Origin of the sequence: Microcystis wesenbergii NRERC-220 (genome assembly GCF_032027425.1) — a bacterium.
GTDB classification, from domain to species: Bacteria; Cyanobacteriota; Cyanobacteriia; order Cyanobacteriales; family Microcystaceae; genus Microcystis; species Microcystis wesenbergii_A.
On sequence record NZ_JAVSJA010000001.1, the window covers coordinates 1,928,065 to 1,950,962 of the forward strand.

Sequence of the window (22,898 nt, forward strand, 5' to 3'; positions counted from 1 at the left end):
CAGTCTGTCCAAAATCTGTTAAAACTATAAGATGCTAAAAAGGCTGCGCTATAATACTCGATCAGGATGATAGCACGGTAATTAGGAGAAGCGATGAACACTATCCAACTGACACCAGAAATAGAAGATTTGATTGCTCAACAAATTAAAACAGGAAAATATCAAGATGATTTAGCCGTTATTGAAGAGGGATTGCGTTTATTGGCAGAAAGAGACAGAATTTACCGAGGAAGATTTGAAGAATTGAAACGGGAAGTCATGATTGGGGTGCAAGAGTTGAAACGTGGGGAAAGTTTTGATGGTAGAGAAGTCATCAACAGATTAAAAGCAAACAATCTTCAGAATTGTGGATATTAAATTATGACCATTATTTTAATATCTTCAACAGCTAAAGAAGCAGAAGTGTTGAACGTTGAGAAAAGTCAGAAAAAAATGCTATTATAGATAGAATCTAGACAACTTATTCCCCTCACAATAGGGAGTTTGCCCTGATGACGAATTTTTCAAAACTCATAAAAGAGCTTCTCAAACCACTGCCTAAAAATGACTACCCCGCTTTAGATACTTTTACATTTTTGTCCTGTTGGATTGGTTTTGCTTTAGATAAAAGCATCGTCAGTATGAGGGACTTATGCAGTAGAATGGTACTTCAAGGAATTAATGTAAATTTATCCACATTTTCTAAGGCAAGCAAAATTAGAGAAACAAGTCCATTTGAGAAAGTCATTGTCGAATTAAATAAGCGTTTAGTTGCCAAAAAAGGAATAGAGAATGCGCGAGCTTTATTTCCTATTGACTCAACAATAATTAGCTTAACCAGTAAATTACTATGGTCCCAGGGATGGCATCAAGTAAAACTATTCTCTGGTCTTAATAGTATCACAACAGAGGTGGTCGGAATACTCATCCATTTTGGTCAAGGTCATGACTCAAAAGAAGGAGGAAAAACGATAGAAGCAATTCCTGTAAATGGAGTTGGAGCAATGGATAGAGGATTTGCGTCTAATCAAAGAATCACCGAATTATTAGAGAGTAGTGACAAGCATTTTGTCTTGAGAGTGAAAAATAATATTAGCCTAGAGATGCTCGAAAATGGCAAGTGTAAACTCGGAAAAGATAAAAGACAAATAGAAGTAAGAGTAGTCGCTTTTTGCGACCTAGAAAGTCAAACAGAATTTCGGCTGGCGACAGATTTACCTCTAGAAGGAGAAGGAGCAGTTAGTAATGAAGAAGTTGCCGAAATTTACATCCAAAGATGGCAAATAGAACTGCTGTGGAAATTTTTAAAAATGCATCTAAAGTTGGATAATCTAATCACTAAAAACGAGAACGGAATCCGCCTACAGATCTATAGTTGCATTATCGCTTATCTGATTCTACAGCTAATAGATATTGAAGAAGGATTTGGGAAAAGCTTATTAGACAAACTGCGCTATTTACAGAGTTTCATGTGTCAACATATTAGCTATGTACACTGGTTCCGGAGGATTGTCTATTCAATTTAAAATTTGATGTTATAGGGGTATTATGCTTGTCAATGTAAAGTTTTATTACAGGATTCAACGTTTCTGCTAAAGAAGATTTAGAAAGCATCAATAATCGGATTGCTTATTCTAATCTTCAAGATGCCAATCAGTTAAACTTATTACTTAAATTAAATCAAGAGAGGATCAATTATGATGACATTAGAACAAGCTCTTATAACAGTTAATCAACTACCGATTGAACAGAGAGAAATGTTAATAGAAATCATCAAAAATCAAATAATAGAATCCTATCGAGAAGAAATAGCCCAAAATGCTAAAGAAGCAAGGGAGGCTTTTCAAAGAGGAGAATTAAAACCTCAACCCTTAGAAGATATTATTAATGAATTAAAAGCCAAATTAACAGAAGATGAATGAAAGAGATTATTGCAACAGAGAAGTTTAAACGATCATTTCGTAAATTTGTCAAGCGTAATGCTCAACTTGAACAAAAAATTATTGAAACATTAAAGTTAATGCAAGAAGATATTTTTACACCTCAGTTAGCTACTCATTCATTACAAGGAAAATTATTAGGATTAAAAGCTTGTTCTTGTGGTTATGATTGTAGAATTGTATTTTCTTTGGAAACAACAGAAACTAATGATAAGGAGCAAAAAGAGGTAATTATTCTAATTGATATTGGTACTCATGATCAGGTTTATTAATTTTATCTTAATCGCATTTTCGGGATTATATGTTTGATGTTAATTAAAAAAGCGATCGCATCCATCTAAGGGTATCATTTTTCCCCGTTCCCCAATAGCATCTGGTGGGGGTTTTCTTCGGGGAAATTTAAGCTTAAGCTTAACAAAAACTTCACAAAAACTTCACGGAAAACTATTGACAAGAAGATGTCAAGGCCGCTTGATTAAATTAATTAACATCATTGGAGGATATACCCCATGAAAACCAAAAAACTGACCCCTCGTAACGCTGCTCCTGTCCAACGGGAAAATAACGCTACCGTCTCTCGTGATGGCAATGCGATCGCTCCGCAATGGGTCAATCGGCGCATACCTTTTGCGGGAGACGACGCGGAGTAGTCCCCTTGATTCTAGCACGAACCTCAAATCAGGTCAAAAGTCTTTTTCTCCTTGCCAAGGCGCACGGTTGCTCCCTTGGAATTGACGCACAATCCTAGTTAATTCGGGAGTTTCGGATACCGGGCATCGGTGAAAAAGCCCCGGGAGCAGGGAAGCAGAGGTTGTTTCTCTTCTCGGTCCCCCTTTTCCTTGACTCACGAGTGCTAGAAGACTTAGGTTCAGGGAGATGAACCCGTGCCAATAGCTTACTTCCCCAGGGTTATCGGATAGCGGTGTTCTTCTCCTTTGGCTTGTACTTCTGGCAAAAGCCCTTGTACTTTCTGGCGCATTCTTCTAGGCTGTCACCAAGTTTAAGAAAAGCAGGATGCCATTGAGTTAAGCCATCATCGGTTAAGAATGTAACGTAAGGTATTTAATGCCCTTTCTTTATCGGAAGGAGGGAAGCCATCGCAAAAATACCGTTTTTCCCAAAAGTGTCCTGTGCGATCCCCCCTAGCCCCCCTTGATAAGGGGGGAAGCCGAAGGCGGGGGGATCACATCGCCTTGTACCAGTTGAGAAAGTGCATAATTTTGGGTAAATCTTCTGGTTGGGCAGGTTCGATCAGATAATGGAGATGATTAGACATGATACAGAGAGCATAAAGCTGAAACTGGTGTTTGTCTAAAGCCTTCTTGATGGCATAAAGAAATACCTCCAGGCATTCCCGCTTGGATAGTTTGAACTCTCGGTTATTGCAGCCTGTGGTGACGTGGTAGGAATAACCAGCTTGAAGATTTCGAGGTTTTCTGGGCATATTTAAATTCTTTAAAACGGAGTAAATTTTATGTTAATCACAAAACCCCGCTTTCAAACCTTTGCCGAATATCTACAATATGAGGATAATTCAGAGGAATCTTATGAATTATTTAACGGAGAATTGGTAGAAATGCCACCAGAATCAGGACTTAACTTTCAAATTGCTAATCGTCTTTTTCTAGTCTTTGCTTTGATGCTAGGAACAGATAGAGTCAGAGGACATGGTTTAGAATTAGAAGTGAGAGGTGAACCGAAAAACCGTTATCCTGACCTAACCATTATTCGAGAAGAACATATTCAATTACTCTCCCAGAGAAATACGATTCTTCTTTCCATGTCACCCCCCTTATTAGTCATTGAAGTGGTTAGTCCGGGGGAAATCCAAAGAGAGAGAGATTACATCGCTAAAAGAAGCCAATATCAAGCTTGTGGGATTCCTGAATACTGGATAGTTGATCCTCAAACTCAAACTATTTTAGTCTTAGAATTAAAAGGAGATACTTATGCAGAAATTGGTAATTTTAGCAGTGATGACTTAGTAAAATCTTCTATATTTGGTCAACTTAATTTAAAAGTTTCTCAAGTATTTAATTAGGCAAATTAACCCCCATGATTACCGTCGAACCCATTACCTTAAACTTAAAATCCGTAAATTTAAGCGATGAGCAATTCTATCAACTTTGCCATAATAACGACGATTGGCGAATTGAAGAAAATGCCGAAGGAGAATTAATCATTATGCCGCCTGTTGGTGCTATTAGTGGAAATCGAGAAGCAGATTTAAACGCCGATTTGGTTATTTGGAATCGTCAAACAAAACTGGGTAAAGTGTTTAGTTCTTCCACTATATTTACCTTACCCAAGGGTGGTAAACGTTCCCCTGATGTCGCTTGGATTGCTAATCAACGCTGGGAAGCTTTACCCCGAGAAGAACAAGAAAAATTTGCGAGAATTTGTCCTGATTTTGTGATAGAATTAAGGTCGCGCACTGATTCTTTAAGTCAACTCCAAGCAAAAATGCAGGAATATCTCGTCAGTGGCTTAAGACTAGGTTGGTTAATTGATCCCATTAGTCAACAGGTAGCCATCTATCGCCAAAATCAGGAAGTAGAAATCGTCTCATTACCAACCACCTTATCCGGGGAGGATGTTTTACCCGGATTTACTTTAGAATTACCCCTTTTTTGACCGGAGGAAACCCCTAGATGATAGCAACTACAACAATTTCTCCTCAATTAACCATTCCACGCCTAGAAAATGGGGACAAGCTTACTCGTCGTGAATTTGAGCGTAGATATAATGCTATGCCAAAGCTGAAAAAGGCAGAACTGATTGAAGGAATTGTTTATATTATGGCTTCTCCCCTAAGAATTAAGAACCATGGTGAACCTCATGCTCAGATTATCACCTGGTTAGGTTTGTATCAAGCCTTCACCCCGAATCTGCAATTAGGTGATAATTGTACGGTTCGTCTTGATGCAGACAATGAACCTCAACCCGATGCACTATTAAGAATTAAAAATGGTGGACAATCAACGATTAGTGAGGATGGTTATGTCGAAGGTGCGCCAGAGTTAATCGTCGAAATTGCAGCGAGTACCGTCTCCCTTGACTTACATCAAAAACTTAATGTTTATCGCCGTAACCAAGTGCAAGAATATCTAGTCTGGCGAGTCGAAGATGGAGAATTTGATTGGTTTAGATTAACAAATGAAGAATATATTAAACTTGAACCGAACTCAGAAGGGATAATTTGTTCCCAGATCTTCCCTGGATTATGGTTAGATAGGGATGCTTTACTAGCCGGTGACTTAGCCAAGGTTTTAGAGGTTTTGCAATTAGGAATAGCTAGGAGATAATTAATAGTGAAATATAGCATTTTAATTCAATTAGCCTCGCCAAAACTATTACAACTAGCTGAGAAAATTACTAATGACTAACCTCCCAACTATTCCAGGATTAAAAGAACTACAAAAACAAACCAAAGGCGCATCAGAAATAACCGTCGCCATTCTCGATGGTGTAGTTGATACCGACCATCCCTGCTTCAAGGGGGCAGCTCTAACCCGTTTACCCACCCTCGTCCAGCATCAAGCCACCGCCTGGCAAATGTCCACCCACGGAACCCATATTGCCAGCCTCATCTTCGGACAACCCAACAGCGACATCCAAGGTATTGCCCTTAATCTTCAGGTTCTATCCCCAAGGCCCTCAACTGTTCCGCTAGGCGATCGGCTCGTTGTCGTTCCTGTTCGGCTCGTTGTCGTTCCTGTTGAGTAGATTCCTGGGAAGTTAACAACAAGTTACCTTCCCCATCCCACCAGCGAAGCCAGGGAAAGGATTGATTTTGGTATTCCCCCTGCCAAATTCCTAACTCTACCTTGAGAGGAACAATGGGATAATGACCGCGCTGATTAGGAGTCATTTTTTGGTAACGACCATTAACTAACTGGTACATCTCGATCTGGGCCTTGTTAACTTCATAAATTCCATAAAAAGGAATTTGAATCGCTCGCTCATAGATCCAAAATTTACCCTTGACAGGCGTTTTATCCCGTTCTTCTTCACCATTGCCAGAGACAAATTCTAAGGCAATAACCGGTTCAATGGTTTCTTTCCACATCACAAAGGAACGCCGGACTTGACCCTCAATGGTTGTGGGGACATGGGGAACATAAAACCAATCGGGAGCAACAGCACCTTTTTCTAGGGATTCTGGATGCTCTGGCAATCGCCAATAAATCCCACAATCTCGACCCAGACAGTAATTACCGTCAGGATGTAATTGCTCCAAAAGGGGTGTAATAGTATCCGTTAAAAGGTCTGCTTGGGGAGGCTCTTGATAGTTTTTCACAAAACTTCCATCTTTATCGGGGAGTTGGGTGTGATCGGGTAAAGGGGAAGCGCAATAAACCGTTGCAGAAGGGTCCTGAATTGTGGTTGAGGGTTGTGCCGTTGGGGTGATTGCACTCATCTTTAATTCCCCTATTTTTGTTATCTAGCTTTTATTCTATAACTGTTCTTGAAAACCTGCAAAAACTATGCCTGATCTCAATGCTATCCCCGGAATGACTGCTCTTCGCTCCCATACCAAAGGCGATCCACGCATCAAAATCGCCGTTCTTGATGGACCGATTGACTTAGACCGCGCCTGTTTCCAAGGAGCAAATATTACCCGCCTTGATCCCTATTGGTCGGAAGAATTTCCCATCGATCCGCAACACTTACAAGCGTTTTTAGATGTAGAAAAAAGTGGCAAAAGTGAAGAAGAAAAAGAGGATCTGTTCAAAGAAGCAATCCCCGATCAAAACATCCGTGAAAGTTTGCATTTGCGCTTCCATGCTAACCATATTATCAGCACCATTTGTGGACAGCCAGATTCACCAGTAGAAGGGATTGCTCCTAACGCTACTGTAATTAATATTCCCATCGCCTATAGCAACGAAGATTTTATTAATCCCCTCAATCTTTCTAGGGCAATTAGTACCGCGATTGAACAGGGAGTTAATATTATCCATTGTGCCGCTTGTCACCCAACTCAAAGCGGATTAGCTCACGAATTTATTGATAAAGCAATTCGTCAGGCTCAAGCTAATAATATCCTAGTGATTGCCCCCGGAGGTAATGATAAAGGAGAGTGTTGGTGTGTTCCCGCAGTATTAGAAAATGTCCTAACAGTGGGAGCGATGAAAGATACGGGAGAGCCATTTAAATTTAGTAATTTTGGTGGTAAATATGCAACTCAAGGGATTCTCGCTCCCGGAGAGAATATTTTAGGCGCTCAACCCGGAACCGATGACCCCATCCGCAAAAAAGGGACTAGCTGCGCGGCTCCCATTGTGACAGGAACAGCCGCTTTATTAATGAGTTTACAATTAGAACAGGGGTTATCTCCCGATGCAGAAGCAGTAAGAGCCGCCTTGATTAATAGTGCCATCCCCTGCGATCCTAATCAAGTAGAAGAACCGGAACGCTGTTTATTAGGAAAAATTAATATTGCGGGTGCTTACGAATTAATTACCGGACAAAAATTATCAAGCTTACCCAGTTCAATAACAGAAAACGCCATCACCTCACCTATACTCAGTGGCAAATACATTTTAGATCCACAACCTATAGCAACGGGAAGTTTTAAAATCTATAAAGCTGTTGATGCAACTAACCCCGGCGTAAATCTTGCTATTAAGGTATATCAACTAAATCTGGAGGAACAACTAGCAACTGGTAATAAAACTTTTTTCAAATCCTTGAGTAAGGAGATGGCAAATGAAGCCTTAAAGAGAGAAATACAAGCTCTCACAGAGTTAAAACATCCTAGAATTATCAAACTGCTTGATTATGGTGTTGATGAACATACAGATAATGAGTTTTTGGTGCTTGAATGGATGGACTGGAATTTAGAAGATTATCTTCAAGTTTATCCCTATAAAGATTGGCATGACTTTTATATAAATATTGCCTTACCGATTCTTGAAGGTCTGGAATTTTGTCACCGTCATCACTATATCCACAGAGACATTCATCCGACAAATATTCTTATTGACAATCAAAGTAATGTCAAGCTTGCTGATTTTAACGTTTCCACGAAAATTGACAATAACGATAATAGTAATATTACCTTAGTCTCTCTGTTGAAACTTGGGCGAGGTATTTATGTTCCTCCTGAACCGGGTAATGGGCTAAACAGCTATACTAGAGATGTGTTTGCCTTTGGCATTTTAGTGTTAGATTGTTTGACTGATGTTGAATTGTCTAATTATGAAGATGTTTTAGCTGCACTACAAAAACTTGATGCACCACTACCCATTAAAAATTTAATTGCAGCGACAATTGCCCTTGATCCCGAAAAAAGACCGGCTACAGCCAAAGTTCTTTTAAGAGAATTACAAGCAATTGAAAACCTAGAACAGCTTAAAAAGCCCTTAGTCAAGGAATCTGAAATAAAACTCAATTCCCATCTGGTTAGTGGAAACACAAATCTTAATCAAGTATCATCAAATATCGCTGTCACAACTCCTGTTTCTGCAAACTTGATCAATGCTAGTCAAGCAAGCATTACTCCTAGTCAACGGTCAAACCTGGTTTATGTGTTAGGAACTTTAGGTTATGACTTCGGCACAGAAGCGCGTCGGGACACCTTTAAACAGTTAATGCCAACCATCACGATCGATAATCTTGAATTACCATCCAATCCCTACGATGCGCGGCAAATGGTAGATTATTTAGAAAGTAATCTATCAGAAACTAAGTCTTTAATTTGGACAGTCAATTTAGAACTAACTCCCATCTATGCAATTAAACCCGTGGGAGCTTTTGCCGCCGAGATTTATCAAGTCATGCAATATATGTTAGCGGGTCAAATATTGCCAGAAGCTGACGAAGATTATGTGGAAAGGGTGAGTATACCTGGTATGCTGACCGAGGAAACCGTGAGACTTTTTTCTGGTCAAATTGTTCCCGTCATCAAGGTTAATAGTCCCCGGGGAATGTATGGCTGGAAAGTTAATACTCTCATTGAATCAGCGCTAGAAACTGTTAGCGCAGAACATGAAATCGCCGATGAAGCGAGGATGCGTCGTTCTCTGACCAGTTTCTTAAATCGCATTTATTATGACTTACGCAATGTCGGACAAATCGCCCGCGATCGCGCTTTAAATTTTGCGGCTACTAACGCTTTTCAAGCCGTACAAACCTTCTCCCAAGCAGTAGCGATGGGAATGGAACTACACAGTATTGAAGTAGAAAAAAGCCCCTTCTGTCGCTACGGAAGTGAATGCTGGGATGTGAAATTAAAATTCTTTGATCCCGAAAATGGTCTGCGTGCCAAACGAGTTTTTCGCTTTACCATTGATGTCAGCGATCGCACTCCAGTAACCTTAGGAGAAGTGCGCTCTTGGGCTGTTTCTAAGTGAGGTTTTAGCTTATCCCATTTAAGGCTCCCAAAACATTTTAGATAAAATTGAAATGTATGTTATCTTGGCATTTTGTATGTTAATTTAGCATAAAGAGTAACGAAGAGCCGGAACTTTTTCTATATATATGGCTATCATTCTGGCCTAGCAAATATGCTCCATCCCTGTCAATAAAAAAATATTACAATAAACATGGGTACATTAAGAAAAGTTAATGGGTGTATCCATTGATGGATAAGGGTGTTCGGCTATTGTAGTAGATATGTATGGGGAAGTTCAGGCTGAACTTCCCCACCAATCACACCAGGTGCAATGTAGGGGCGCAACGCTTGCGCCCATTGTAAGGTCGAGAAATAACAGGCTGATAGCTTAATGCTATAAATCTTCTTCTACCAAAGCCTCGACCCGTCCTGTTTTGACCGCTTCCACCAAAGCGGCGTGATCTCGTTCTGTCTGCTCCGCATAAGCGCTCGCAAATTCTCCCATCGCTAGATCGAACTGATCTCCTTTCCCCAAATAACCGCTAATGGTGGCCGCATCTCCAGATTTGGCGTGGGCGCGGGCCAAGGTCCAGCCACAGAACTCGGCGTAGCGTTGCAGTTGGACGGCCGATACTCCCTCAATGGGTAGGGAAAACTTCATATCCCGCAGTTGCCGTAAATAGAAGTTATTGCCCCGTCTTCCCTGGGTCCAGCCTAAAAATATGTCGCTAGAGGATTGCATCAATCTCTGGCCTGTAACCACCCGTTGTCCCTGATTTTCATACTGGCTCTTGGCGGTATAGGGTTCCAGAACCGAAGGGCAAGCCTCCTTAACTTGTAGGATGAGGGGATGGTTATCTTCCGAGAACAATAGGGCGATATAACATCTGGTGCCGACACTACCAATGCCCACCACTTTCAGGGCAAAGTCCTCTAACTGGTAGCGATCGAACAGGACCCGGCGTTCCTCCGGCAGGGATTGGCGATAGTCTTCCAGACCCTCACGCACGAGAGTCTCCCAATCCGGTTCGTTGACATGGTAGAGAATGGGCGGCTGATCGACAAAGCGATTGCGTCCCCCGCTTTGGGTGACGATCTTGGGGTAGAGATGTTCGATGATGCGCTCGCGGGCCTTTGTCATCATCTGTTCCCGTATCTTCCGCGTCTTTTCGTCGGGGGCCATCTCGATCACCTGTTCCACTCCTATGCGCGTGTACCACACCTCTAACGGACTGAGGCGAGAATATTCCCGCAGGTGTTCCCGATAGGAACGAGCGCAATCGATCGCCGCCGCCTTCGATTCTCGATCGGATAGATCGCTATCCCTGCCAGCGATGACAAAGCTGACCACCAGACGCTTGAGATCCCATTCCCAAGGTGCGGGCAGGGTTTCGTCGAAATCGTTAATATCGAAGACTAAATTGCGTTCGGGGGTGGCAAAAAATCCGAAGTTCAAGAGGTGGCAATCTCCGCAGGCCTGCACGATAACGTCGGTTTTGGGAGTGGTGGCCAGATCGTAGGCCATCAAAGCAGCGGAACCGCGCAGGAAGGTAAAGGGACTCCGCAACATACGCCCGTAGCGGATGGGAATCAATTCCTGTAATCGCCCCCGATTTGATGCTTCGATGATCTCGATCGGCTCCCGACCGGCTGCGGGGGGTTGCCAGATAGCGTGGCTAGAACGCGGCAATCGCTCCCGCAGGGATTTACCGATCTGGATGCGTTCTTCCCGTGAACGGAATCGAGCTTGAGAAGGTGAGCGGATAGGGGTTTCTATTTGGTGGTTCATAGCGACTTTTTCCCCTGAATGAGATTACATCCCTTGCTGTTAGATGACTAAATGAAGACAAGCAATAGGAAATAGATAAGTCAATAGTGATGGTTCCCCTTCTGGGATAACTTTCTAACATTTCCTCCTGTAGAGATAGCTTCTGATGCTCGGTTCAACAATTAATCTTCACTCGCTTCTTATCTGGGGAAGATCAACATTATCGATCACACATTTTTTTCTGAAATGGCTATCTCTTAAATTTGCTTAACTTTTAGCCCAATGGCAGCCCGGCTATTTCGATTGTATCTTGAGCAAAAATTGCTCGTGGAATGCTCGTAACAAAATTTTATCTCAAATGTCGGGTGAAGATCGTCGGTTTTACCGAAGGGATGAAACAAAGGCGAGCACAGAACAGCGAAGCACAACTAAGAATAAGTGTCCGGCTCATGTTACGCTACCGCTAACGGGACTCAAACGATAACAAAAGATAACTGAGGGTATAATGGGACTTAAACGCTCAACAAAAGTCCAATCGAGTATAATCGTTACAGAATAAGCACTTAACGTTGAGAAATCGGCGATGAAAGAGACAACCCCTAGCGATGCCCCCCTGCTTTGACCGATGGTGTGGACGGTTTGACAATTGCTTCAAAAACGAAGCGCAAAAAAACGGCTTCAGACAATATTTAGGAGGATTATTAGGGGAAAGTGAGAGGAAAAACCTCCCTCAAATGGCCAATAATGCCGTCGGAGTAGTTTATAACCGATTACATCACTTTTTGACCGAATCGCCCTGGTCAGACCGTCAGGTAAATGAATGTCGCTTGCAAGTGATGAACCAATGCCGCCAGACGCAAATCCCCCGAGGATTTTCCCTGATTGTCGATGACTTAGGACATCGAAAAAGCGGCAATCTGACCGCCGGAGTTGGGAGGCAGTACCTGGGAGAAATTGGCTCCCACAGACAACGGAATAGTCGCCGTAACTACTCATCTCTATGACGGCAAAAAAAGTGTACCGCTAGACATTGAAATTTATCAACACGCTAGTTCTTTAAAGGAGGGGAAAGAAGACAAAGAATTTCAGAAGAAACCAGAGATAGCGATAGATTTAATTGACCGGAGCTTAACCAGAGGCTATCGACCGAAAATTGTGTTAATTGATGCTGGCTATGGCAACAACACGAGTTTTCTAAAAGCCCTAGAAGAAAGAAAGCTAAAATACTTAGGAGGAGTAGCCAAAAATCGAAAAGTAATTATTGAAAAAGAAGGGGGTGGAGAAGAAAAAATCCAGCTTGAGCAACTAGCAAAAAGCTTATCAGAAGGGGATTTTGAGAAAATAACTATTCAGCTAGAGCGAGAAAAACCGGTTTGGGTAGCGGTATTCAGAGCGAAAATATCTCAACTAGAAGGAGAAAGGAACTTGGCTATCGTCATGAATGCAAGTTCAATTGAAAAAGCTACAGAGGTGGACTATTTCATGACCAATGTAGTTGAGGCAGATACAGTAACAGCGTCGTGGATAGTGAGGACTTACACCGAAAGAAATTGGGTGGAAGTATTCTACCGAGAAGCCAAAGGATGGTTAGGGTTAAGAGAATATCAAGTCAGGGATAAACGAAGCTTACTTCGTCATTTTATCTTGGGGTTTTGTGCCTATACATTTATCTTGTGGCATAAGTTAACTGGGGGATTGCAAAGGCGGTGGGCGAATCGACCTTTAAACACTTTTGTGGAAGCCTTGGAAGCTTTTCGGACAGCGATGTCTTTCCGTTTCTTTGAGTGGCTGACCGAGAATCTGGATGTGTTTGCCGCTTACAAAGCCAGTTTAGGCTTTGTTTGGGCTTAAAATTTGTTTAAGTCCCATTAAGCCATTATCCATTTTTATTTGAATAATTTCTGTTGCTTGTTTTTCGGTTTCCCTCAGGGTTTCCCACCATTGATATAGACTATCTACCATAAAGTCACTCGTTTTTTAAGAACCTCCAAAGTTAAGATAAAGTTGTCCCTTATCCTCATCAACAATGCCACAGGGAATAGATTTTTCTTTTTCTCCTAAATCATGATCTTGAGCCTGATTATTTCCTCTGGTTTTGCCGCCACGGTAATATTCTCCCAGTTCTACTGTCGCTTTACAGTCCATGCTAATCCGCTTCACTTTTTCCGAATTTTCTTCATCTCTTTTCTTTAAGTTTAAGAAGATAGCATCGGTTTCTGGGATTTTTTTTTAGGTTGAGCTTTTACTACTTTTCTTAACCGATAGCCCATTCTATTTAACACCACTGCCCTTGTGCTTAGACAAGGAATTTGACTCTCTTTATATCCCAATAATTTTAATTGTTTTCTCGCCTCAGAAGCCGTCAGTCGAGTATCAGCAATGGGGTTATTAAATGTTGGATTTTGTTGTGCGTATGACTCGGCTATTTTTCTTAAAGACTCGGCAGCTTCGGGTTGTTTCTCTTCCCATTTTTTCGCTCCACTATGAGTTGACTGTCGCCCAACACATATTATTCCGCTTCTTTGTTCTTCTAATCCCCATTGGACTGCTCGGGAGCCCCCAACCCAAGATTTTTTCCGTTTTTCTGGCATTCCCTTCAAAATACTTTTGACAAATCCTCCCTTGAAAGGCTCGCCGAGAAGCTCCCGTCATCTTTTTAGCTGCAAAACGTAAGTCTTCGATTTGAGAGGGGGTTAAGGCTGTATCTTCTGGCATAGACACCATTTTTTTCTTTCCTACTCGCCATTTCCCCTATTTTAATCTATCAGGTATCTTCTTGAGCAGAAATCACCTTAGTACACCTTTTCCGTCTATAGGACCAAGTAATATTCGTGAAAATAGTGTGGATGAGCCACTGATAGAAGCAATTAGCTCCAATTTTCTGGCATTAGCTGAAACCACATCTAATACGAACGATGGTCAATATACGCCACTGGGTGTTTGGATAGCAAACTGGAGTGATTTATTTCCCTGGTTATCAATAGCTTCATTGAATAGCATTGATTCTACACAGGAATCTGAGGATTTGCTACGATTTCGCACTGTTATTCAAGACTTTGATGCTTTGCGTAAAATATATTACTACGCCCATGATGTAGGTTTGAAGGTTGGCGATCTCGATTTTTTAAGTATTGCTGATTCATTCTCATCACAGATGGCTAAACTGGCAGAAAGCACAACATTCTCCATGAAAGAATTGAAGAATGCGATTGCTCGCCTTAGTGATAACGCAAGAGCTATTTATAAGAAATGGGTCGAGGTAGGTTTTCTTCGAGATTGCGAATTGGGTCTTGGCTTTGTTTATGATAATGATTGGACTCTGAGTATTACTTTGTTAGATGACCCTCACGACATTTTTTTGCTTTTTTGGAGAAAATTGACTTCGACCCATTGAGCAAAAATTACTCTGCTTTTGCAGTATCAACGAAGTGTATGCCCATTTTATTCCCTTCTGGACAAATTAGTATCTTTTGTGTGTTTTTCTGGGAATCGGAGCCACCAGACTCTCCAGAACCTCCATACTCTCAATATTATATAGGAATACTGATCGGTCAAATAATTGGGAATTCAAATGGTGAGAAATGGACTTGTTTTGCCTATCAATTTTCTTCTGAGGATGATTTAATCGTATTTACTCCAAATAAAGCGGAAAAGACTTTGGAGTATGCATATCCTGGTCAAGGAAAAGTTAAGGCTTATCCGATTCCTTTTAGCGCAGCACAAGGAGTTCGGCAATGGAAAGGACAATCCTTAAGCACAAATATCGGCTCTTTTACAGACTTGCAAGACCAACTTGCTCATTTTTCTGATCTATTAAAAAATCAAAAGACGTGGAGTTTTAGCAGCGAAAACTTTCCTGTTGACTGGAAAGTGTCAGATTACTATGCTCTCCGAAAAATCCGTACACAATAGACTTGTTGCGTAATAGTGGCATAATGGGGAAGAAACAATGATTGGATATCCCCTTGAATGCTGAACATTGGCCGAATATTGCATCAAGATAGACTCTTGAGAGCGACCACAGGACTCAATAGAAGAGCGTTTGAGACCTTGTTAGAGAAATTTGAACAGGTGTATTTGGCGGAAGCAGACAACAGGGAAAAGGCAAGAAAAAGAAAAATCGGAGCTGGCAGGAAAGCTAGATTGCAAAGCATCAAAGAGAAATTATTCTATATCCTGTTTTACTTCAAGTGCTATCCAACCTTTGACTTGGCGGCAGTATGGTTCGATTTTGACCGCTCACAAGCGAATAGATGGGTACATCGCCTACAACCAATTTTAGAAAAGGTTTTAGGAGAAAAAAAGGTACTGCCCCTTAGAAAAATCGAGAGGCTCGAGGAATTTATCCAACATTTTCCAGAGGTGAAAGAAGTGATAGTCCCTCGGACCTTCATACCGATAGCTCGTCCCAAAGACGCGGAAAAACAGAAAGAGAACTACTCAGGAAAGAAAAAGCGATGCACCCGAAAAAACCTAGCAGCTAGTGCAGAAGACAAGAGGATTTTGCTGTTAACCCCTAGGAAAGCGCGGAAAAACCCATGATAAAAAGATACAAGAACAAGAAGACTTAATTGGCGGCATCCCTGCTCAAATCCCAGTCTTGGTTGATTCAGGATTTCAGGGAGTGCAAAAACAGTATGTAAATATCCGTTTGCCCCACAAAAAACCGAAGGGAGGAGAGTTAACAGCAGAACAAAAACAAGAAAATCGAGAACTAGCCAAAGAAAGAGTTGTGGGTGAAAATGCTTTTTCTGGGGTGAAAAGATACCGTGCAGTTTCCGATATTTATAGGAATCGTGTAGCTAATTTTGATGCTCAATTAATCTTAACGGCTTGTGGATTATGGAATTTTTATGGGTGCGGCAGCATAAGCATTAATTAAAAGGAGAAGCCAGCTGAACTTCTCACAAAACAATTCATTCGGCTTTTTCTTATGGGAGCAACAAGTCTAGTCTTTTACTTTTCCCCTTGTTCTTTGAACGCAGTGTGTCAACCTATTTCACTGCTTAGCATTTACGATGGTTCAAGTCGGACATTCGGCTCACGCCTAATCTTGGATGGTTGGCAGTGGTCTCGTTTCTGGTGTTAGGTTACACCTCTGTGGCCTTCCGTTCCCCGCTTCAATCCCAGAGTTGTGATTTCTGAGATTGGGGGTGGCTATCGCCGTTACTCTCAACTTGTAGAGATTTATTACAAGTGTATTGACCTTGAGTCCCCTTGCCTAGTTTGGTATCGGGTGATACTAAATGTCGGGACATATAAACAGTTATAAGGTTGGTCAGGGTTGACCTTTTAGATTCAGTCGGGGGACTGAATACCTTACTAGCCGGTTATTTCAGGCATTTCAGCCCTATTTCATGCCTAAACGTTTCGCACTTGCTGCTATGGTACATTTAATGGTTCGACGATTAAAGCCTAAATCTCAAGCTGGTTAGGCATTCCTTTAACTTTTCAAACAGCTTCTAAGTAGGGAGGCACAATTATTTCGATTTCTCAACGTTTGTTTCTGGCACTTTTTTGACTAAAAAAGTCGCAAAACCCTTTTATAGCAAGGGTTACACTGATATTCAGCCAGCCCTATATACAATCAAAAATACTAAATTTAGCGAATAAAATAAGGACGCTGCCAATTGCGTCCTCAAGGTATCTGGAAAAGGCTTTTTTCCTAGACTTTCCGAGAGTAGTATTCCACTACTAACAGTTCATTAATCGAGAGGGCAATCCATTCTCTTTCCACAACGCCATTCACTTTGCCCACGAGGGTGTTTTTGTCAAATTCCAAATGACTCGGCAGGTTGGCTAAACCGGGGTATTCCATATTTCTTTTGACGAGATCCTGGGAACGCTCTTGATTTCTAACTCCAATCACATCACCCGGACGGCACTGATAACTGGCAATATCCACAACTCTACCGTTAACAGTGACGTGACCGTGATTGACTAATTGTCGCGCCCCCGGAATTGTCCCGGCCATACCGAGACGGAAAACAGTATTGTCCAGACGCATTTCTAAGAGTTGCAGCAGCACCTGACCGGTGGAACCGGTAGCCCGGCGAGCTTTGCGGACATAGCGAATTAATTGTTTCTCGCTGACACCATAGTTAAAACGCAGTTTTTGTTTTTCTTCTAGACGAATGGCATATTCTGAACGTTTTTTGCGGGCCTGGCCATGTTGCCCGGGTGCATAGGCACGACGGGCATTTTTACGGGTTAAGCCGGGTAATTCCCCTAAACGACGCACAACGCGCAAGCGCGGTCCTCTATAACGAGACATACAGACAGTCTGCTCCTATTTAAATTTATCCCAAAACTATTATCATAGCACAAATTAAGTAATTTAGATGGGCAGATGTGGAAGTGGGAAGTGGGGTGATGGGGTGATGGGGTGTGGGGTGATGGGGTGTGGGGTGTGGGGTGTGGGGTGTGGGGTGTGGGGAACGCCGGAGATGGGAGCGCCGGAGAATAAATAAAAGCAATCTCCTGAATACTGACTCGGAGAATACTGACTCGGAGAATACTGACTCCCGACTCGGAGAATACTGATCACTGATTACTGATTACTGATCACTGATCACTGATTACTGATTACTGATCACTGATCACTGATTCAAGCCTGACGGCAGCTGATGTATTTTTTTCATTAAAGATGAGGCTAATCTCTGCCATCTTAGGGCATACTGTGAGTGTAGCGAAGCACTATATTATTCAGGTTGCTTTCCCACTCCTTCCCTAGCTGAATCTCTATCTTGGAGAAGCCATAGTCATGATCGAAATGAAAGTCGCTGGAATTGCCCTAGACGCTATCACTCGCAGTCCCATTGTACTGCTGAAGGATGGTTCCGAGCGTCGCGCCCTACCTATCTACATCGGACAAGATCAGGCTAAGGCCATTATGACCGTCCTCGAACAACAAAAACCCCCTCGTCCTCTCACCCACGATTTGATCGTTAATATTTTTAAAGCTTGGGACATGGATTTAGAAAAGATTATCATCCATTCTCTCCAAGATAATACTTTTTATGCTGTTCTCTGTCTCCAGCGCGGCGAAGTCAAAAAAGAAATCGATTGTCGTCCCAGTGATGCGATCGCCATTGCCCTGCGTACCAACAGTCCTGTCTGGGTAATGGAAGAAGTGATCGCTTCCGCTTCTATCCCTGTCGATCGTGACGCGGATGAGCAGGAACGTCAAGCTTTTCGCAATTTCGTCTCCAATCTTAGCCCCTCAGACCTAATCCAACGTCGCGGTGATTTTAGTGATCAGTGAAAATTCAGGAGATAGGAGTCAGGAGATAGGAGTCAGGAGATAGGAGTCAGGAGATAGGAGTCAGGAGATAGGAGTCAGTAGTCAGGAGATAGGAGATAGGAGTCAGTAGTCAGGAGATTATTTTTATTTATTCTCCGGATCTCCCATCTCCGGCGCTCCCCACACCCCACACCCATCACCCCATCACCCCATCCCCCAATACCTTCTAACTGGTAACTGATAACAAGGGCCGAATCTAAGACCTAATTGGTTAAGCTAAAAGCTTTGATGTGCTTAGTTTCTAACCTTCTTTTTAGGTAGGAGAATTGTCAGATTCTGTCTTTTGCCTCTTGCCTGTTGCCTCTTGCCTTCAAAAGCTTCTAACTGATAACTGATAACTGAATCAATGCGTTATCGACGATTTGGCCGTACTAATTGGCAATTTTCGCTGTTTTCCCTGGGGACAATGCGCTGTTTGTCCTCAGAGTCGGTGTTTACTGCAACAGTTGATCGCGCCTTAGAATTGGGGATTAATCACCTAGAAACGGCCAGAGGTTACGGTAATAGCGAAGTTTTTCTCGGTCGCTACCTGCAGCGTCAAGGGGTGCGGGAGCGGGTTTATCTGACCACGAAATTGGTTCCCACTGCTGATCGCCAGACTATGGAAAAAGCGATCGCCGAATCCCTAGAACGATTACAATTAAATTACCTCGATTGTCTAGCAATTCACGGTATTAACACCCGCGAGCATTTAAACTGGATTAAAGACCCGCAAGGCTGCATGAAAGCCGTTTTTATGGCCCAAGAGGCTGGAAAAATCGGTCATATTGGCTTTTCTACCCATGCACCCCTAGAAATTATTCTGGAGACGATCAATACAGATTTCTTCGCTTTTGTCAATATCCATTACTATTTTTTTTGGCAAAGACAGCAACCGGCGATCGCTTTAGCCAGAGCAAAGGACATGGGTGTGTTTATTATTTCCCCTGCTGATAAGGGAGGTGGTCTCCACAGACCTCCTAAGAAGCTAGAGGAATTATGCGCCCCTTTTTCACCCCTAGAGCTAAATTATCGCTTTTTATTGAGCGATCCGCGCATTACTACCCTCAGCGTCGGGGCAGCGATACCAGAGGAATTAGAGGCAATTATCAACGTATGCGAAGGAGATCAGCCCCTAGATGCGGCAGAAATTGCCGTTTTTAAACGTTTAGAGGCACATTTAACCGATAAATTGGCTACAGATTTATGTAGCCAATGTTATCAATGTTTACCCTGTCCCGAAAATATTAATATCCCTGAAGTGTTGAGACTGCGGAATCTGGCAGTAGCTTACGAAATGACCGATTTTGGCCAGTATCGCTATCGAATGCTGGAAAATGCCGGTCACTGGTTCCCCGGACGCAAGGCGAATAATTGTACTGAATGCGGCGATTGTTTACCTCGCTGCCCGGAAAAATTGCCGATTCCCCGGCTGCTATTTGATACACACGAACTACTTAAGGGACCAGCGCAACGGAGATTGTGGTCATCTTAGGACGAAACTGGGAAAAATTTTTTTTGGGGATCGTCAAAGTGTAAAAACTATCTTAAGATTAACAGGTAAGAGAATTAACTTTCTTGAATTTAAAGAGACAAAAAACAAGAAATAGATTAAGGAGTAAAGGATATGGCACTCGTCCCCATGCGGTTATTGTTGGATCACGCGGCTGAGAACGGATATGGCATCCCCGCTTTTAACGTAAATAATATGGAGCAGATCCAAGCGATCATGCAAGCGGCGGCAGCCACCGATAGCCCCGTTATCCTACAAGCTTCTCGCGGTGCGCGCAAATATGCAGGGGAAAACTTCCTGCGTCACTTGATCACCGCCGCGGTGGAAACCTATCCTCATATCCCCATCGTGATGCACCAAGATCACGGTAATGAACCCGCCACCTGCTACTCGGCGATCCGTAACGGTTTCACCAGTGTCATGATGGATGGTTCCTTAGAAGCGGATGCTAAAACTCCCGCCACCTACGAGTACAACGTTAACGTTACTGCTGAAGTAGTAAAAGTTGCCCACTCGATCGGTGCTAGTGTGGAAGGAGAACTCGGTTGTTTAGGTTCCTTAGAAACCGGTAAAGGAGAAGCGGAAGATGGCCACGGTTTTGAGGGAGAATTAGATCACTCGATGCTGTTAACCGATCCCGATGAAGCGGTGGATTTCGTCGAAAGAACCCAAGTAGATGCTTTAGCAGTAGCTATTGGTACTAGCCACGGCGCTTACAAATTTACCCGCAAACCCACCGGCGAAATTCTCGCTATTAGCCGCATTGAAGAAATTCACAGCCGCTTACCCAATACTCACTTGGTCATGCACGGTTCTTCCTCAGTTCCTGAAGATCTCCTCGAATTAATCAACCAATTCGGTGGCGCTATCCCTGAAACCTACGGTGTTCCCGTGGAAGAAATCCAAAAAGGCATCAAGAGTGGTGTGCGTAAAATCAATATCGACACCGACTGCCGTTTAGCAATTACCGCCGCAGTTCGGGAAGCACTATTCAGCAACCCGAAAGAGTTTGATCCCCGTTTCTTCCTGAAACCCTCGATCACCTATATGCAGAAAGTTTGTGCTGATCGCTATCAACAATTTGGTACCGCCGGTAACGCCAGCAAAATCAAACAAATGTCCCTCGATGACTACGCAGCCAAATATGCTAAAGGGCAATTAACCCAAGTCAGCAAAAAAGTTGTGGCTGTCTAGTGGCTGAACAATTAAGCGATCGCTTAATAGCGCCGATCTAGTAGAATTTTTTGGGGTAGTTAACCATAACTACCCTCTTTTTTATGGGAATGCCTTCAAGGGAAAGAGTTACCAGATAAGAATCGATTTCAGAGAAAAGACTATACTGAAAATAATCAGCAGATCAGCACTGGATTTATAAGAGAAGCAAGATGAGAAAAAAATCGTTGTGGGCGGGATTATTGGTGGGATTTTGGTTTTGTCTAACTTGGATGGCATGGACACCCACAGCAGCCGCCTTTAGCGAAGAACAAAAATTACTACTACAATCTTGGCGATTAGTCAACCAATCTTATTATGATGACACCTTTAATCATCAAAACTGGTGGCAGGTGCGGGAACAATTCATCAAAAAACCCCTCAACGATCGGACGGCGGCCTATAATGCGATCGAACAGATGTTAGCCACTCTCGATGAACCTTTTACCCGTCTCTTGCGACCGGATCAATACCATAACCTACAAATTAGCACCACGGGGGAATTATCGGGGGTAGGACTGCAAATTAATATCAATCCCGACAATGGTTACTTAGAAGTGGTTGCCCCCCTTGCCGGTTCTCCTGCTGAGGCTGCTGGTTTGACTAGCCACGATCGCATTTTGTTTATTGATGGCATCGATACCACTACTTTAACTCTCGATGCAGCGGCGGCCAAAATGCGTGGGACCCCCGGAACAGAAGTTTCCTTAGTGATTCTTCCCGATCAAAAAAGTCAACCAAAAACCCTATCTTTAACCCGTCAACGCATTTCTTTAAGTCCAGTGGTAGCGGTTTTGGATAAAAATTCTAGTTCCTTGCCCATCGGTTATGTGCGCTTAAATCAATTTAGTGCTAACGCTGCTAAAGAAGTCTCGGAAGCAGTGACGAACCTACAAAAACAAGGAGCCAAGGGTTATATTTTAGATCTAAGAAATAACCCCGGTGGTTTACTGCAAGCGGGTATAGAAATCGCCCGGATGTGGATTAATCAGGGAACGATTGTTTACACGGTTAATCGTGAGGGAATTGCCGACAGTTTTGCCGCTGCTGGCAATGCTTTAACCGATGCGCCTCTAGTCGTTTTAGTCAATCAGGGAACCGCCAGTGCCAGCGAGATTTTAGCCGGAGCATTACAGGACAATCAACGGGGGGTTTTAGTGGGAGAAAAGACTTTCGGTAAGGGATTAATTCAGTCCCTATTCGAGTTACCCGATGGGGCAGGATTAGCGATTACCGTGGCGAAATATGAAACTCCCGGCCACCATGATATTCATAAGTTAGGAATTATGCCCGATCAAGTGGTGGCACAGGAACCGATCACATATCAGGAAATCGGCACCGAAAAAGATAGTCAATACCAAACGGCGATTCAGTTTTTAAACCAGAAGACCATTTTAGCCAAAGCTTCCTAAGTGGGGTTTTCAGTTATCAGTTACCAGTTATCAGTTACCAGTTATCAGATGCGAGTTTTCAGGATTCTTCGTTACTTGGTATAGTTCGATCGGGTGGCATAAATCGACTAAATCCTTATCTGGCAAGAGACTTAATTGATTAGTTCGTTAGAGTGGGAAAACAATTGACAAAGATCGCATCAATGTCTTTATATATAAGGGTTTTATCCCTTATAGCCCTGTTTATTGCCTAACACAAACAAAAAGAACCGTTTTCAGTTTACTGTTTACTGGACGGCTACGCCGTGCCTTTGGCAACACTGAAAAAACTTCCCCACTTCCCCACACCCGACGGCATAGATCGAACAAATTAGCCATTTTTTCCATCAATATCTAATTAAGATGGAAACCTGTTTGATTTTAAGAGAATGCTAACATCGATTAGAATTTTCCCAGTCCGGGCCTTTCAGTCTT

23 protein-coding genes and 2 pseudogenes are annotated in these 22,898 nt (G+C 42.7%); 19 read left to right on the forward strand and 6 right to left on the reverse strand.

Going from position 1 to position 22,898, the window contains the following annotated elements; genetic code table 11:
* Window positions 1–93 precede the first annotated feature (93 nt).
* The 5 genes from RAM70_RS09335 to RAM70_RS09355 all read left to right on the forward strand — a co-directional run bounded on the left by RAM70_RS09335 (window position 94) and on the right by RAM70_RS09355 (window position 2,569).
* Window positions 94–357: a ribbon-helix-helix domain-containing protein gene (locus RAM70_RS09335; RefSeq protein ID WP_045358639.1), complete on the forward strand. Its 264-nt coding sequence runs from the start codon at window positions 94–96 to the stop codon at window positions 355–357.
* 131 nt (window positions 358–488) lie between these two features.
* Entirely contained in the window at window positions 489–1,505 is a 1,017-nt protein-coding gene (locus tag RAM70_RS09340; protein WP_288016859.1) for an IS4 family transposase, read from the forward strand.
* Between the two features lie 171 nt (window positions 1,506–1,676).
* Window positions 1,677–1,901, forward strand: coding sequence for a hypothetical protein (locus RAM70_RS09345; protein ID WP_045358638.1), 225 nt, complete (start codon window positions 1,677–1,679; stop codon window positions 1,899–1,901).
* Window positions 1,898–2,191, forward strand: coding sequence for a type II toxin-antitoxin system RelE/ParE family toxin (locus tag RAM70_RS09350; RefSeq protein ID WP_045358637.1), 294 nt, complete (start codon window positions 1,898–1,900; stop codon window positions 2,189–2,191). Before RAM70_RS09345 ends, RAM70_RS09350 begins: the two co-directional genes overlap by 4 nt.
* Before the next feature lie 237 nt (window positions 2,192–2,428).
* On the forward strand, window positions 2,429–2,569 hold the full coding sequence (locus RAM70_RS09355; protein WP_072024809.1) for an anacyclamide/piricyclamide family prenylated cyclic peptide: 141 nt from the start codon (window positions 2,429–2,431) through the stop codon (window positions 2,567–2,569).
* A 533-nt stretch (window positions 2,570–3,102) separates the two neighbouring features.
* Here RAM70_RS09355 and RAM70_RS09360 read toward each other — a convergent pair.
* Window positions 3,103–3,363: a transposase gene (locus RAM70_RS09360; RefSeq protein ID WP_080754260.1), complete on the reverse strand. Its 261-nt coding sequence runs from the start codon at window positions 3,361–3,363 to the stop codon at window positions 3,103–3,105.
* 30 nt (window positions 3,364–3,393) lie between these two features.
* Between RAM70_RS09360 and RAM70_RS09365 the strand changes: the two genes are divergently transcribed.
* The 4 genes from RAM70_RS09365 to RAM70_RS09380 all read left to right on the forward strand — a co-directional run bounded on the left by RAM70_RS09365 (window position 3,394) and on the right by RAM70_RS09380 (window position 5,645).
* Window positions 3,394–3,960: a Uma2 family endonuclease gene (locus RAM70_RS09365; RefSeq protein WP_045358636.1), complete on the forward strand. Its 567-nt coding sequence runs from the start codon at window positions 3,394–3,396 to the stop codon at window positions 3,958–3,960.
* A 14-nt stretch (window positions 3,961–3,974) separates the two neighbouring features.
* A complete protein-coding gene (locus RAM70_RS09370; RefSeq protein ID WP_045358635.1) occupies window positions 3,975–4,553 on the forward strand; it encodes a Uma2 family endonuclease in 579 nt (192 codons plus the stop codon).
* A gap of 17 nt (window positions 4,554–4,570) precedes the next feature.
* Window positions 4,571–5,224 (forward strand): Uma2 family endonuclease, encoded by a 654-nt coding sequence (locus tag RAM70_RS09375; protein WP_045358634.1) that lies wholly within the window; start codon window positions 4,571–4,573, stop codon window positions 5,222–5,224.
* A gap of 73 nt (window positions 5,225–5,297) precedes the next feature.
* Window positions 5,298–5,645, forward strand: coding sequence for a S8 family serine peptidase (locus RAM70_RS09380; RefSeq protein WP_288000519.1), 348 nt, complete (start codon window positions 5,298–5,300; stop codon window positions 5,643–5,645).
* On the opposite strand, the gene RAM70_RS09385 is transcribed toward RAM70_RS09380, so the two are convergent.
* Entirely contained in the window at window positions 5,548–6,339 is a 792-nt protein-coding gene (locus RAM70_RS09385; protein WP_312673433.1) for a Uma2 family endonuclease, read from the reverse strand. The two genes, RAM70_RS09380 and RAM70_RS09385, sit on opposite strands and share 98 nt — an antisense overlap.
* Before the next feature lie 67 nt (window positions 6,340–6,406).
* Here RAM70_RS09385 and RAM70_RS09390 point away from each other — a divergent pair, with 67 nt between their 5' ends.
* Entirely contained in the window at window positions 6,407–9,277 is a 2,871-nt protein-coding gene (locus RAM70_RS09390; protein ID WP_312673435.1) for a PatA/PatG family cyanobactin maturation protease, read from the forward strand.
* A 375-nt stretch (window positions 9,278–9,652) separates the two neighbouring features.
* On the opposite strand, the gene RAM70_RS09395 is transcribed toward RAM70_RS09390, so the two are convergent.
* Entirely contained in the window at window positions 9,653–11,047 is a 1,395-nt protein-coding gene (locus RAM70_RS09395) for a DUF2252 domain-containing protein (protein WP_312673436.1), read from the reverse strand.
* A 562-nt stretch (window positions 11,048–11,609) separates the two neighbouring features.
* On the opposite strand from RAM70_RS09395, the pseudogene RAM70_RS09400 reads away from it, so the two are divergent.
* A pseudogene (locus RAM70_RS09400) lies at window positions 11,610–12,877 on the forward strand (IS701 family transposase).
* Here the strand turns inward: RAM70_RS09400 and RAM70_RS09405 are convergent.
* Entirely contained in the window at window positions 12,857–12,988 is a 132-nt protein-coding gene (locus RAM70_RS09405) for a hypothetical protein (protein WP_312673437.1), read from the reverse strand. The pseudogene RAM70_RS09400 and the gene RAM70_RS09405 overlap by 21 nt on opposite strands.
* Window positions 12,989–13,003: 15 nt before the next feature.
* A pseudogene (locus RAM70_RS23130) lies at window positions 13,004–13,617 on the reverse strand (ISAzo13-like element transposase-related protein).
* A 185-nt stretch (window positions 13,618–13,802) separates the two neighbouring features.
* Between RAM70_RS23130 and RAM70_RS09420 the strand changes: the two are divergent.
* The 4 genes from RAM70_RS09420 to RAM70_RS09435 all read left to right on the forward strand — a co-directional run bounded on the left by RAM70_RS09420 (window position 13,803) and on the right by RAM70_RS09435 (window position 15,908).
* Window positions 13,803–14,420, forward strand: coding sequence for a hypothetical protein (locus RAM70_RS09420; RefSeq protein ID WP_152606992.1), 618 nt, complete (start codon window positions 13,803–13,805; stop codon window positions 14,418–14,420).
* Between the two features lie 38 nt (window positions 14,421–14,458).
* Window positions 14,459–14,938, forward strand: a complete 480-nt coding sequence (locus RAM70_RS09425) for a hypothetical protein (RefSeq protein ID WP_152606991.1) — start codon at window positions 14,459–14,461, stop codon at window positions 14,936–14,938.
* Between the two features lie 138 nt (window positions 14,939–15,076).
* Window positions 15,077–15,568: a helix-turn-helix domain-containing protein gene (locus RAM70_RS09430; protein ID WP_312673442.1), complete on the forward strand. Its 492-nt coding sequence runs from the start codon at window positions 15,077–15,079 to the stop codon at window positions 15,566–15,568.
* 37 nt (window positions 15,569–15,605) lie between these two features.
* Entirely contained in the window at window positions 15,606–15,908 is a 303-nt protein-coding gene (locus tag RAM70_RS09435; protein ID WP_312675872.1) for a transposase family protein, read from the forward strand.
* A 783-nt stretch (window positions 15,909–16,691) separates the two neighbouring features.
* Here RAM70_RS09435 and rpsD read toward each other — a convergent pair.
* Entirely contained in the window at window positions 16,692–17,300 is a 609-nt protein-coding gene (gene rpsD, locus RAM70_RS09440; RefSeq protein ID WP_002798058.1) for a 30S ribosomal protein S4, read from the reverse strand.
* 489 nt (window positions 17,301–17,789) lie between these two features.
* On the opposite strand from rpsD, the gene RAM70_RS09445 reads away from it, so the two are divergent.
* The 4 genes from RAM70_RS09445 to ctpA all read left to right on the forward strand — a co-directional run bounded on the left by RAM70_RS09445 (window position 17,790) and on the right by ctpA (window position 22,445).
* A complete protein-coding gene (locus RAM70_RS09445) occupies window positions 17,790–18,290 on the forward strand; it encodes a bifunctional nuclease family protein (RefSeq protein WP_045358624.1) in 501 nt (166 codons plus the stop codon).
* A 385-nt stretch (window positions 18,291–18,675) separates the two neighbouring features.
* Window positions 18,676–19,803, forward strand: coding sequence for an aldo/keto reductase (locus RAM70_RS09450; RefSeq protein WP_312673443.1), 1,128 nt, complete (start codon window positions 18,676–18,678; stop codon window positions 19,801–19,803).
* 132 nt (window positions 19,804–19,935) lie between these two features.
* Complete coding sequence (gene fba / locus RAM70_RS09455) at window positions 19,936–21,015, forward strand: class II fructose-bisphosphate aldolase (protein WP_045358622.1); 1,080 nt, start codon at window positions 19,936–19,938, stop codon at window positions 21,013–21,015.
* Window positions 21,016–21,206: 191 nt separating this feature from the next.
* Window positions 21,207–22,445 (forward strand): carboxyl-terminal processing protease CtpA, encoded by a 1,239-nt coding sequence (gene ctpA / locus RAM70_RS09460; protein WP_312673446.1) that lies wholly within the window; start codon window positions 21,207–21,209, stop codon window positions 22,443–22,445.
* Window positions 22,446–22,898: the final 453 nt, after the last annotated feature.